This is a genomic window from Pseudomonas sp. B1(2018), from assembly GCF_003097365.1.
Taxonomy (GTDB): domain Bacteria; phylum Pseudomonadota; class Gammaproteobacteria; order Pseudomonadales; family Pseudomonadaceae; genus Aquipseudomonas; species Aquipseudomonas laurylsulfatiphila.
This window is the reverse complement of record NZ_PYUK01000005.1, coordinates 283,851-296,353: the sequence shown is the minus strand read 5'-3', so window position 1 is coordinate 296,353 and position 12,503 is coordinate 283,851. Positions and strand designations below refer to the sequence as shown.

Genomic DNA, 12,503 nt, shown 5'->3' with positions numbered 1-12,503 from the left:
AGGAGCTGCCGCAGGCTGCGATCTTTTGATCTTGTTTTTTAAAATCAAAGTCAAAAGATCGCAGCCTGCGGCAGCTCCTACACAGAGGATATCGTCGGAATCTTTCCTGACAAAAATACTGGGACTTTGTCCGGCGCGCCGATTGGCGTAAACTGCGCCCAAGCCTGCGAGGAGTTTCCATGACCGCTATTACCATTACCGACGCCGCCCACGATTATCTGGCTGATCTGCTCTCCAAGCAGAACACCCCGGGCATCGGCATCCGCGTCTTCATCACCCAGCCTGGCACCCAGTACGCCGAAACCTGCATTGCCTACTGCAAGCCGGGCGAAGAAAAACCCGAAGACACCGCGCTGGGGCTGAAAAGCTTCACTGCCTACATCGACCATTTCAGCGAAGCCTTCCTGGACGATGCCGTTGTCGACTACGCCACCGACCGCATGGGCGGCCAGCTGACCATCAAGGCGCCAAACGCCAAAGTACCGATGGTCAACGCCGACAGCCCGGTCAACGAGCGCATCAACTACTACCTGCAAACCGAGATCAACCCGGGGCTGGCCAGCCACGGCGGTCAGGTCAGCCTGATCGACGTGGTCGAAGACGGCATCGCCGTCCTGCAGTTCGGCGGTGGTTGCCAGGGCTGCGGCCAGGCCGACGTGACGCTCAAGGAAGGCATCGAGCGCACTCTGCTCGAGCGTATTCCCGAGCTCAAGGGTGTTCGCGACGTGACCGACCACACGCAGAAAGAAAACGCCTACTACTAAGGTGTTCGCTGCGAAATAAAAAAACGGCGCTGTGGCGAGGGAGCTTGCTCCCGCTTGATGGCATAGCCATCACAACATCAGTCGATGCATTTTCACGTGATGAATGCATTGGCTGATGTTGGGACCGCTACGCGGTCCAGCGGGAGCAAGCTCCCTCGCCACAAGTGTTTCAGGGCCTGTAGAGATGCGCATGCCCCGCGCGATACAGTGACGATTCGCTGAAGTGATCACTGCCCAGCACCCGTCCCACCAGAATCAACGCCGTGCGCCGAAACCCTTTGGCGGCAACCTTTTCGGCAATGTCTTCAAGCGTTCCCGTCACCCAGTCCTGATCCGGCCAGCTCGCGCGGTGAACCACCGCAATCGGGCAATCGGCGCCGTAATGCGGCAGCAGTTCCTCAACGATCTTCGGCAGGTGATTGACCCCCAAATGAATCGCCATGGTCGCGCCGTGTTGCGCCAGGCTGGCGAACTCCTCTCCGGGTGGCATGGCGGTCTTGTCGGCGTAGCGCGTCAGGATCACGCTCTGTGAAACGTCCGGCAGCGTCAGTTCTGCACCCAGAAGCGCTGCACAAGCGGCGGTGGCCGTCACGCCCGGGACGATTTCGAAGCCAATGCCCAGCTCACGCAGATAACGAATCTGTTCGCCAATGGCGCCATACAGGCTCGGATCGCCGGAGTGTACCCGGGCCACGTCCTGGCCTTTGGCGTGGGCGGCCTTGAACAGCTCGATGATCTGTTCCAGGTGCAGTTCGGCGCTGTTGACGACCTGCTCGGCACAATGACCTTCCAGTACTGCGGCAGGCACCAGCGAGCCGGCATAAATGATCACCGGGCAACTGCGAATCAGCCGCTGGCCCTTGACGGTAATCAGTTCGGGGTCGCCGGGACCTGCGCCAATGAAGTAGACGGTCATCGTCGGTTCCTGTGGAAATAAAGGGGCTGAACAGGGCTTCAGATGAAGAATGTTCATGATCGATGCGGGGATTATCGGGGATTTTATGCCGCGCCGGCCAATGCCAGGGTTGCCTGGGCATATTTTTGTCGGGGGATCAGCAGTTTTGCCGGGGCCTGGGCCAGTTGTTCGGCCAGGGCCAGTGCGGCGCTTTCCGCCACGCCGTAGCAACCGGTGCGTTCAAACGCTATTTGCGATTGATGGCTGAGTTGCGGCTCATAGGGGGCCAGTTGTTCGCTGCTGAAGTACTGCAATTCCAGGCCAAGCTGCTGAGCCAGTTCGATCAGTGCAGGTTCGTCGCGCTTCGAATCGATACTGGCCAGCGCCTTGATTTCATGGCGGGCAATCTGGTGCGCCTCCAGTGCCTGGTCGAGCAGCGCCAGCAAGGTGCTGACGGGGCAGCCCTTTTGGCAGCCCAGGCCGACCACCAGGGTCGGCGCTGTGCTGAGGTCCGTCATGCGTGGTATTGGCCATCGCTTTTGCGACGGAACAACCAGGCGCTGATCAGGCCCAGGGCCAGCCAGAACGCCACGTTGGTCAGTTGCGAAGCGATTTTGAATTGGGTTTCCAGTGCCTCCGGAGCGAGCATCGAATGCACTTCCGGTTGTGGTGCGCCAATCACATGGGGAACGGCAAGGATTGCCGCACCGAGCACTTTCATCAGCCAGTGACGGCTGAACACGATCAGCGCGATACCGACGGCGGTGGAGGCGGCGGTACCGATCCACCACAGTTGCCGTTGTGCCAGATCGGCAGCGGCAGTGCCTGGCAGTTCAGGTGGCAGGCCGAGGGTCGGCGCGAGCACGAAGGTCGCATAACCGGCCAGGCCCCAGAGCAGGCCCTGGGAGGTTTTGGTCGGCGCACGCAAGGTGTACAGACCGGCCAGCATCAGGGCGAAACCGACGGCCACCACCAGGTTGCCGCCAGTGGTCGACAGCACGCGCTGCCAGCCGTCTTCCGGCTCCCAGGCTTCGGCGTCGTGGGTGTGGGCAGCCATCGCGCCATCGGCGTGTTGATGCATTTCAACGGCAGCCGGTTCGGCTTTTTCGTAGGTTTCGGCCTGCAGAATCAGAGGGGCGACCCAGAAACTTTGCAGCAGGGTCAGCAACAGGGCGGCCAGCAGCCCGGTGAAACCTGCGGTTTGCGCAATACGCTTGATCATGTCAGCAGGTCTCAATGGCACGGGAACGCGGAGCTGTGACGGGTATCGTGGGCGGCATTGTGCACCGCTTCGATGTGCGAGAAACCGGCGAAATACACCAGGCACGCGCCCAGGATCGACGCGCAGACGGCGGCGGTCAGACGTTGAGTCAGGGTAGAAGTGGTGCTGGCTGTAGTGTGGCCGGTGCTGCTGATGATCGACATGGCGTTTCCCTCTGGTCTGTCAGCGGGGAATCAAGAGCGCATGCAAAAACCTGCACGACCAGGCGCACAGCGTTTCAAACAGCGCCCGCCCACCGCGGGTTTGTTGTTTCAGTGATCGTTATGGTCACTTTATGTTGCGGGCCGGTCTCCGGGCTCACGAGGGGCAAAGGCTTGGGCCTGAACCTGAAAACATCACCTTCCCATGCCATAGTGGCACAGTGGATCTGATGCTTCGCTCGCTTACCGTTGCGGGGGCAGCACCGGACTGACATGGCTTTAGAGTAAAGCACATGATTCACCGGTTTCCCGTTTCACCCTGTGAAGGGCACCCGTAACAAGGTGCGTAGGAGAGCATGGGCGAGGGTTGGGCGTCAATTGGCAAGGGTTCTCAACTGAATCGAAACGATCCCCGGCTCTTTGTAGGAGCTGCCGCAGGCTGCGATCTTTTGATCCTGTTTTTAAAAGCAAAATCAAAAGATCGCAGCCTTCGGCAGCTCCTACAGTGATTGACCGGTCTTACTACCATGCGTAGCCTTGCGCTTTCGAGGTTCTTCGGCGTTTGTCGAAGCTAAGAAGGGAACGCGGTCAATGCCGCGGCTGCCCCCGCAACTGTGAACGGTGATGTTCGTTGCCACGCCACTGCAGGCTCAATCCATGAGGCCGGCGGGAAGGCGCAGCGAATGCCAGGCTCAAGCCGGCACACCGTCAGCCAGGAGACCTGCCTCGACACAGATTCTCAAATTCAACCGGGCGGGGTGATCCGGTGGCGAACTCTTCAGGCACGCGCATCTGCGTTGCCGGTTGTCGTCCCGTATGCCCGCCACCTAGCCATAGGGCATCCGATGAAAACACTGGCCAAACTTCCCGTCACCATCGTCACAGGCTTTCTCGGCTCGGGTAAAACCACGCTGCTGCGGCACATGCTCGACAACGCCCAGGGGCGTCGCATCGCGGTAATCGTCAACGAGTTTGGCGAGCTGGGCATCGACGGCGAAATCCTCAAGCAGTGCTCCATCGGTTGCACCGAAGAAGAAGCCAACGGCCGTGTGTATGAACTGGCCAACGGCTGCCTGTGCTGCACCGTCCAGGAAGAATTTTTCCCGGTGATGCGCGAACTGGTGGCTCGTCGCGGCGATCTCGACCACATCCTCATCGAAACGTCGGGCCTGGCCCTGCCAAAACCTTTGGTCCAGGCTTTCCAGTGGCCGGAAATCCGCAGTGCCTGCACCGTTGACGCGGTGATCACCGTGGTCGACAGCCCGGCCGTGGCCGCCGGCACCTTTGCCGCCTTCCCGGACCAGGTCGATGCCCAGCGCAAACTCGACCCGAACCTGGACCACGAATCGCCATTGCACGAGCTGTTTGCCGACCAACTGGCCAGCGCCGACCTGGTGATTCTCAATAAATCCGACCTGATCAACCCGGCCGACCTGGCCCGCGTGCGCCTGGAAGTCGCCGAAGAGTTGCCGCCAGCGGTGAAAATCATCGAAGCCAGCAGCGGTCGTCTGCCGCTGGACGTGCTGATCGGCCTGGGTGCCGGCTCCGAAGAACACATCGACAGCCGCCACAGCCACCATGACCATCATCACGATGGCGACGATGATCATGACGACCACGATCACGACGCCTTCGATTCGATCTCCATCGAACTGCCACAAGCCGACGAAAGCCTGCTGATGGACGCGCTGACTCAGTTGGTGGTCCAGCACGGCATCCTGCGGGTCAAAGGTTTTGCCGCCGTCCCGAACAAACCGATGCGCCTGCTGATCCAGGGCGTGGGCACGCGTTTCGACAAGCACTTCGACCGCCAGTGGGGCGCCGAAGAGGCGCGCATCACCCGTCTGGTGCTGATCGGCCAGGAACTGGACGCCGCCGTACTTGAAGCGCAACTGCGCGCTGCGCTCAGCGTGTAACCCATGCACCTGCTCAGGACCCAGCCCGGCGGTTTCGTGTCGGATGACAACATCGCCGACCTTGGACAAACCCCCGCCGAGCTGGTGGTCCTGTGCAGCGGCGACTCCAGCCTGGCGCTGCTCGCCGAGGCGGCGCAGCAGTTGCCCGAGGATTACCCGAGCGTGCGCCTGGCCAACCCGATGCAGGTGCAGAACCATGCCTCGGTCGATTTGTACGTCGATGAGGTGCTGCGTCACGCCAGGGTGATCCTGATTTCGCTGCACGGCGGCATCGCCTATTGGCGCTACGGCATCGAGCGCCTGGTCGAGCTGTCCCAGCGCGGCGTGCAGGTGATTCTGGTGCCGGGCGATGACCGCCCGGACCCGGAGCTCAGTGACCTGAGCACCGTCGGCGCCGAGGATCGCGACCGGCTCTGGCAGTTTCTGCGTCAAGGTGGCATGGGCAACGCCCTGGATTTCTTCCGCTGCCTGGCCAACCGTTGGCTGGCACGCGATTACACCTGGGCCGAGCCGCAAACCCTGCCGCGCACGGCGATTTACCACCCGCACAAACATTCTGCCGCACTGAGCGACTGGCAGGCCGTCTGGCACGCCGATCAACCGGTGGCGGCGGTGCTGTTTTACCGCTCGCATTTGCAGGCGGCGAACACCGCGTTCATCGATGTTTTTTGCCAACGCTTGCAGGCTGCGGGGTTGAATCCGTTGCCGATTGCGCTGGCCAGTTTGAAAGAGCCCGGCTGCCTGGCTGCAGTCGAGGACTGGCTGGATGAGGCCGGCGTCTCGGTGATCCTGAACACCACGGGTTTCGCCCAGTCCAGCCCCGAAGCGCCGCACCTGCGGCCGTTTCGCCGCAACATCCCGGTGATCCAGGCGATTTGTGCCCAGGACAACGAGCCGGGGTGGCGCGCCAGTGAACAGGGGCTTGGTCCGCGCGATCTTGCGATGCACATTGCCTTGCCGGAGCTGGACGGGCGCATTATCAGCCGTCCGATCAGCTTCAAGGACCTGGCGTGGCGCAGTGAGCGCAGCCAGTCGGATGTGGTCTGCTACCGGCCGCAACCGGAGCGCATGGACTTCGTTGCCGAACTGGCGCGGCGCTGGGTCGAACTGGCGCGGGTGCCCAACGCCGAAAAACGCATCGCCTTGATTCTCGCCAATTACCCGACCCGCGACGGGCGCATCGGTAATGGCGTCGGTCTCGACACCCCGGCTGCCGCGCTGAATATCCTGCGGGCACTGCATGCCGAGGGTTATCCGCTGCCGGCCGAATTGCCGGACAGCGGCACCGCGCTGATCCAGCAGTTGCTGGGCGGCGTCAGCAACGACCTCGATACATTGGACCTGCGCCCGTGCCAGCAAAGCCTGGGAATGGACGACTATCTGGGGATGTTCAATGCCCTGCCCGAAGCCAATCGTGCGGCGGTGCTCGAACGTTGGGGCGCGCCAGAAAACGACCCGATGTGCCGCAGTGGGCGGATGATGATCGCCGGCCTGCGCTTTGGCCTGACCTTCGTCGGCATTCAACCGGCACGGGGTTATCAGATCGACCCGAGCGCGGTGTATCACGACCCGGACCTGGTGCCGCCCCACGGCTACCTGGCGTTTTATTTTTGGCTGCGCCACACCTATGGCGCCCATGGCGTGATCCACGTCGGCAAGCACGGCAATCTCGAATGGCTGCCGGGCAAGGGCGTGGGGCTGTCGGAAAACTGCTGGCCGGATGCGCTGCTCGGGCCGCTGCCGAACATCTATCCGTTCATCGTCAACGACCCGGGCGAGGGCGCCCAGGCCAAGCGGCGCACCCAGGCGGTGATCATCGATCACCTGATGCCACCGCTGACCCGCGCCGAAACCTACGGCCCGCTGCGCAACCTCGAACTGCTGGCGGACGAATATTACGAAGCGCAGTTGCTCGATCCGCGCCGCGCACGCGAGTTGCAGCGCGACATCCTGCAACTGGTGCGTGACTCACACATCGACCGTGAACTGCAACTGGACGAGCAGCTCGACAGCGATACCGACGCAGCGATCTGGTTGCCGCGACTCGACACGTACCTGTGCGACTTGAAAGAGTCGCAGATCCGCGACGGCCTGCATGTGTTCGGCGAATCGCCCACCGGTCGCCTGCGTATCGACACCTTGCTGGCGTTGTTGCGCATTCCACGGGGCGATGGCCGAGGCGCGCAATCGAGCCTGCTGCGGGCGCTGGCCAAGGCGTTTGCGTTGGGCTTCGATCCGCTCGATTGTGCATTGGCCGAGCCGTGGACCGGGCCGCGTCCCGAGTCTCTTTTGCTTATCAGTGACGAGATCTGGCGCACAGCGGGCGATACCCGCGAGCGCCTGGAGCTGTATGCAGCGCAGTTGATTTCGGACGCGTTGAATAACCCCTGTGGGAGCGGGCTTGCTCGCGAATCGGTTGAACATTCAACATTGATGTCGATTGACCCACTGCTTTCGCGAGCAAGCCCGCTCCCACAGGAGGCAGGTTGGGCTGAAGTGAGTGCCATAATCGATGGCCTTCGCGAAGTAGTCGCCCCGCGCCTGGACGCCTGCGGCCCAGCGGAAATGCGCGGTCTGCTCGACGCCCTCAGCGGTCGCTTCGTCCCGGCCGGCCCCAGCGGTGCGCCGAGTCGCGGTCGTCTGGACGTGCTGCCCACCGGGCGCAACTTTTACTCGGTGGACGTGCGCAATTTGCCGACCACCACGGCGTGGCGCATTGGTTTCCAGTCGGCCAACCTGATTCTCGAACGGCACCTGCAGGACCACGGCGATCATCTGCGCCAGCTCGGTCTGTCGGTGTGGGGCACCGCGACCATGCGCACCGGTGGCGATGACATCGCCCAGGCGATGGCGTTGATGGGCGTGCGTCCGGTCTGGGCGACCGGCAGTCACCGGGTCGACGATTTCGAGATTCTGCCGTTGAGTTTGCTCGACCGTCCTCGGGTCGACGTGACCTTGCGCGTGTCCGGTTTCTTCCGTGATGCCTTTGCCAATCTGATCCGCCTGTTTGACGCGGCGGTGCAGGCGGTGGCCGACCTGGATGAGCCGGACGACCTCAATCCCTTGGCGGCCAAGGTGCGTGCCGAGCGTGCAGCCTTGTTGCAGGCCGGGCTGGATGAAGACGCTGCGCGACGGCAGGCCGGCTGGCGGATTTTCGGGGCCAAGCCCGGTGCCTATGGCGCAGGCGTGCAGGGCGCCATCGACGGTCGCCTGTGGCAAACCCGCGAGGACCTGGCCGAGGTTTACCTCAACTGGGGCGGCTACGCTTACGGCGGTTCCGACGAAGGCACCGCCGCACGAGAACAGTTCAGCCAGCGCCTGAGCCAGGTACAGGCGGTGCTGCAAAACCAGGATAACCGCGAGCACGATTTGCTCGACTCCAACGATTACTACCAGTTCCAGGGCGGTATGCTCGCGGCGGTGGAAAGCCTGAAAGGCGAGGCGGCGGCCAGCTATCATGGCGATCACAGTCAGCCGGACCTGCCGAAGATTCGCACCTTGAAGGAAGAGCTGAACCGGGTGATCCGCTCCCGGGCGGCCAATCCGAAGTGGCTCGATGGGGTAAAGCGCCACGGCTACAAAGGTGCGTTCGAAATGGCCGCGACCGTCGATAATCTGTTCGCCTTCGATGCCACCACGCAGTTGATCGACGATCACCAGTACGCGTTGCTGGCCGACGCTTATTTGCTTGATCCGGACACCCGGGATTTTGTCCGTGAACATAATCCCCATGCCTTGCGCGACATGACTGAACGCATGCTCGAGGCGCAACAACGCGGGATGTGGAAGGAACCGGGCGCCTACCGCGAGGCATTGGAGAATCTGTTGCTGGATATAGAAGAAGACAGCTGACACGCTTGAACCTGTGGGAGCGAGCTTGCTCGCGATAGCGGTCTGTCAGGCAACATCTTCTTCGACTGGACAAACGCCATCGCGAGCAAGCTCGCTCCCACAGGGATTGGAGCGCCTGTGAGATCACCGACCATGACCGAGATAGAACAATGACCGACACCCCGCATTTCCCGCTTTCCGCCGTGGTCGGCGCCGACGATTTGAAATTGGCCCTGTACCTGACCGCCATCGACCCGAAAATCGGCGGAGTGCTGATCGAAGGCCCGCGCGGCATGGCCAAGTCGACCCTGGCCCGTGGTCTGGCGGACCTGCTGGCCAGCGGTCAGTTCGTCACATTGCCCCTGGGCGCCACCGAAGAGCGCCTGGTCGGCACCCTCGATCTCGACGCGGCGCTGGGCGAGGGGCGGGCTCAGTTCTCGCCCGGCGTACTGGCCAAGGCTGACGGTGGGGTGCTCTATGTCGACGAGGTCAATCTGTTGCCCGATCACCTCGTTGACCTGCTGCTCGATGTGGCCGCCAGCGGCACCAATCTGGTCGAGCGCGACGGCATTTCCCATCGGCACTCGGCGAAGTTCGTGCTGATTGGCACCATGAACCCGGAAGAGGGTGAACTGCGTCCGCAACTGCTCGACCGTTTCGGCTTGAATGTCGCCCTCGGTGGCCACACCGCGCCTACCGAACGAGGCCAAATTATCCGCCGTCGCCTGGATTTCGACAGCGACCCGCAAGGTTTCTGCGCTGAATGGGAAGCGGCGCAGGCGTCTCTGCGTGAACGTTGCCAACACGCACGCAACGCCCTGGCAAGTATTCCCCTCGATGACCTGACGCTGGCCCGGATTACGGAGCGCTGCTTTGCCGCTGGCGTCGATGGTTTGCGCGCCGACCTGGTCTGGCTGCGTGCCGCCCGGGCTCACGCCGCCTGGCGTGGGGCGAACGCTATCGCCGAGGAAGATATCGACGCCGTCGCCGAGTTCGCCTTGCGCCATCGTCGTCGCGAGCATTCGGCGGCGGCGCCTCAGCCATCCCACGCGCCGCAACCCTCCGCGCCACAGCAGGCCAATCCGAGCGAGGGGCAGGGCCAGTGGGGCGAACTGCCTGCCCAGGCGTTGGCGGTCGGTGCACGACGTGAAGTGCCGACCTGGCCAAAAAAGCCTTAGGCATTCGCCCTCGTTGCGACGCGGGGGCGAATGCCAGACCCCGAGCCGGGCGGCTGGACCACGGCAAGCTGGGCAAGCGTCACACCGCACGCAATGGCTCGGTCAACTGGCCCGGTACATTGCTCAATGGCCGGCCGCGTCAGCGCGACGACCTGATGTTTCAACTGCGCACGCGTTCGCCCCATGAACTGTGGCTGGTGATAGTCGATGCCTCCGCATCGACCCGCCGTCATCAGGCGTTGAGCGATGCCAAGGGCTTGCTGGCGCAGTTGTTCGACGATGCCTATCGCCAGCGTGCGCGACTGGCGTTGCTCACGGCCAGCGGTGCTGCCCCCAAGTGGCAGGTGCAGGGACTGAAGGCCTCGACGGGGCTGCGCCTTTGGCTTGATGGCCTTGGCGCGGGTGGTGGCACGCCGTTGCTGGCGGCATTGGGCGAAGCGGGGCAGTGGCTCGCAGCAAGGCAAAAGCGTTTTCCGGCGGAGCAGCAACGGTTGCTGCTGGTGACCGATGGTCGGTTGAAGGACTGGTCGCTGCTGCCTGTGCTGGAGTGTCCGGGGCTGTTGATCGACATCGAGCGCGGACCGATCCGGCTCGGGCGCAGCAGGGTGTTGGCGGCGCAGTTGCAGGCTGAGTATCGGCATATTGACGAGTTGCTTCCTCGCTGAATTCTCCTTTGCCCAGGCTGGCCTCTTCGCGAGCAAGCCCGCTCCCACACGGGGGGGAACGCATTCCAAATGTGTGCGGGCTTGCTCGCGAAGGCGGTGGGTCAGTCAATATCAATTTTGAATTACTTGCCCATCGCCTGCCGATACTGCCGGGTACGCTTGCCTATATACAACCGGTCGACAATCAACGCCCATAGCGCCGAGACCTCAGGTCGGGTTTTGCGCCCACGGCTCAAGCGATGCAGCTGGAACTTCACCACCGCCATGCTCGCCAGCGCCGCCAGGGGTTTGCGCTTCCAACGGATCGGCGGCAGTTGCGGGTGGCTGTTCTGGCCTTCACGCCAGTGCTTGACCAGGTGCGGTTCCACGGCCAGCGCAGTGCCGATGCCGGCCATGGCGATGCCACTGTCGAGAACCTGTTCGACGATTGCCAGACGCCGGATCCCGCCCGTCACCATCACTGGCATGCGCGCCACGCTGGCCAGTTCACCGGCCATTTCCAGAAAGTACGCCTCTCGGGCCAGGGTCCGGCCGTCGCGCGCTTCGCCTTGCATGGCCGGGGCTTCGTAACTGCCGCCGGAGAGTTCGAGCAGGTCGATCGGTTGCTCGTTGAGCCACTGGATCACCTGCCGTGCATCATCGGCATCGAAACCACCGCGCTGGAAATCCGCTGAATTGAGCTTTACCGACACACAAAATTGCGGCGACACCGCCTGGCGAACCGCCTCGACGACCGACAACAGCAGGCGCGCGCGATTCTCCAGCGAACCACCCCAGCGATCGGTGCGTCGATTGGTCAGCGGCGACAGGAACTGGCTGAGCAGGTAGCCATGCGCGGCGTGAATCTGCACGCCGGTAAAACCGGCTTTCTCCGCCAGTGCGGCGCTGCTGGCGAAACGTCGGATCACCTCCTGGATGTCGTCCTCGCTCATCGGTTTAGGTTCGGCGAACATCTTCGAGAATTGGCCGAGATCCAGCGCAACCGCCGACGGCGCCAGTGCTTGCTGGCCGAGGTTGGCCATGGTCTGGCGGCCAGGGTGGTTGAGTTGCATCCAGAAATGCGCACCGCAGGCCCGGCCGACACGGGCCCACTGGCGGAAGCGTTCCAGGTGTCGCTCGTCCTCCAGTGCGACACCACCGGGGCCGGTCATGGCGCGGCGGTCGATCATCACATTGCCGGTCAGCAACAGACCGGCTTCGCCTTCGGCCCAGGCCTGATACAGGCGAAGCAGTGCCTGATCGGGTACTTGATCGGTGTTGGCGAGGTTCTCCTCCATCGCGGCTTTGGCAATGCGATTGCCGATGGTCTGGCCGTTGGGCAAATTCAAGGTTTGGAAGGGTGACATGCTTGACTCCTCATACTGATGAGCAGAGGCTAAGCTTAAAGTTAACTTTAATGTCAAGCAGGTAAATGAGGTCGCAATGAAAATTGGTGAATTGGCGCAGTTGAGCGGCCTGACCGCATCGCGCATCCGTTTTTACGAGTCTCAGGGCTTGATCCGCCAGGTCGAGCGCTCTGCCAACGGGTATCGGCGTTACTCGCCACAGGCGCTGCAAACCCTGCAACTGATCCAATGCGCACAACAGGCCGGTTTCAGCCTGGAAGAACTCAAACAGTTGCTCCCCGACAATGTGACCGGCGCATTCAAGCACGATGAGCTGATGGCCGGCCTGTATCGCAAGGTCGAGCAAATCGAAGAGATGCAACGGCACCTGGCCCATAGCAAGGCGCAGTTGTTGGGGTGGATCGACACCATCCAGGCGAAGCCTGAGGGCATGAGTTGCGATGAAAATGCCGAACGGGTGATGACATCATTCAAGCACTAGGTCAG

Annotated in this window: 11 protein-coding genes and 2 riboswitches; of the genes, 6 read left to right on the top strand and 5 right to left on the bottom strand. The window is 62.4% G+C overall.

Going from position 1 to position 12,503, the window contains the following annotated elements; translation table 11 throughout:
• Positions 1–179: 179 nt before the first annotated feature.
• Positions 180–764, top strand: coding sequence for a Fe-S biogenesis protein NfuA (gene nfuA / locus C9422_RS10535; protein WP_007912592.1), 585 nt, complete (start codon positions 180–182; stop codon positions 762–764).
• Positions 765–933: 169 nt separating this feature from the next.
• Here the strand turns inward: nfuA and cobM are convergent, their stop codons facing one another.
• From cobM to C9422_RS10515, 4 genes are all read right to left on the bottom strand, one after another.
• Positions 934–1,680 carry a precorrin-4 C(11)-methyltransferase gene (gene cobM / locus C9422_RS10530; protein WP_116580618.1) on the bottom strand — a complete coding sequence of 249 codons (747 nt, stop codon included), beginning with the start codon at positions 1,678–1,680 and terminating at the stop codon, positions 934–936.
• Between the two features lie 83 nt (positions 1,681–1,763).
• A complete protein-coding gene (locus tag C9422_RS10525; protein WP_116580617.1) occupies positions 1,764–2,177 on the bottom strand; it encodes a cobalamin biosynthesis protein in 414 nt (137 codons plus the stop codon).
• Positions 2,174–2,881: a CbtA family protein gene (locus C9422_RS10520; RefSeq protein ID WP_116580616.1), complete on the bottom strand. Its 708-nt coding sequence runs from the start codon at positions 2,879–2,881 to the stop codon at positions 2,174–2,176. The genes C9422_RS10525 and C9422_RS10520 overlap by 4 nt, the downstream gene beginning before the upstream one ends.
• Positions 2,882–2,892: 11 nt before the next feature.
• Positions 2,893–3,084 carry a CbtB-domain containing protein gene (locus C9422_RS10515; RefSeq protein ID WP_007974650.1) on the bottom strand — a complete coding sequence of 64 codons (192 nt, stop codon included), beginning with the start codon at positions 3,082–3,084 and terminating at the stop codon, positions 2,893–2,895.
• Between the two features lie 121 nt (positions 3,085–3,205).
• A riboswitch (cobalamin riboswitch) is annotated at positions 3,206–3,432 on the bottom strand.
• Between the two features lie 180 nt (positions 3,433–3,612).
• A riboswitch (cobalamin riboswitch) is annotated at positions 3,613–3,825 on the top strand.
• A 101-nt stretch (positions 3,826–3,926) separates the two neighbouring features.
• On the opposite strand from C9422_RS10515, the gene cobW reads away from it, so the two are divergent.
• The 4 genes from cobW (at position 3,927) to C9422_RS10495 (ending at position 10,671) form a co-directional block, all read left to right on the top strand.
• On the top strand, positions 3,927–4,997 hold the full coding sequence (gene cobW / locus C9422_RS10510) for a cobalamin biosynthesis protein CobW (protein WP_102702111.1): 1,071 nt from the start codon (positions 3,927–3,929) through the stop codon (positions 4,995–4,997).
• A 3-nt stretch (positions 4,998–5,000) separates the two neighbouring features.
• Positions 5,001–8,849, top strand: a complete 3,849-nt coding sequence (gene cobN, locus C9422_RS10505; RefSeq protein ID WP_116580615.1) for a cobaltochelatase subunit CobN — start codon at positions 5,001–5,003, stop codon at positions 8,847–8,849.
• 149 nt (positions 8,850–8,998) lie between these two features.
• Complete coding sequence (locus tag C9422_RS10500) at positions 8,999–10,006, top strand: ATP-binding protein (RefSeq protein WP_116580614.1); 1,008 nt, start codon at positions 8,999–9,001, stop codon at positions 10,004–10,006.
• A 119-nt stretch (positions 10,007–10,125) separates the two neighbouring features.
• Positions 10,126–10,671 carry a VWA domain-containing protein gene (locus C9422_RS10495; RefSeq protein WP_165824762.1) on the top strand — a complete coding sequence of 182 codons (546 nt, stop codon included), beginning with the start codon at positions 10,126–10,128 and terminating at the stop codon, positions 10,669–10,671.
• A 122-nt stretch (positions 10,672–10,793) separates the two neighbouring features.
• Here C9422_RS10495 and C9422_RS10490 read toward each other — a convergent pair whose 3' ends face one another.
• Positions 10,794–12,017, bottom strand: a complete 1,224-nt coding sequence (locus C9422_RS10490) for an NADH:flavin oxidoreductase/NADH oxidase family protein (RefSeq protein ID WP_116580612.1) — start codon at positions 12,015–12,017, stop codon at positions 10,794–10,796.
• Positions 12,018–12,093: 76 nt separating this feature from the next.
• On the opposite strand from C9422_RS10490, the gene C9422_RS10485 reads away from it, so the two are divergent.
• A complete protein-coding gene (locus C9422_RS10485; RefSeq protein ID WP_116580611.1) occupies positions 12,094–12,498 on the top strand; it encodes a MerR family transcriptional regulator in 405 nt (134 codons plus the stop codon).
• Positions 12,499–12,503: the final 5 nt, after the last annotated feature.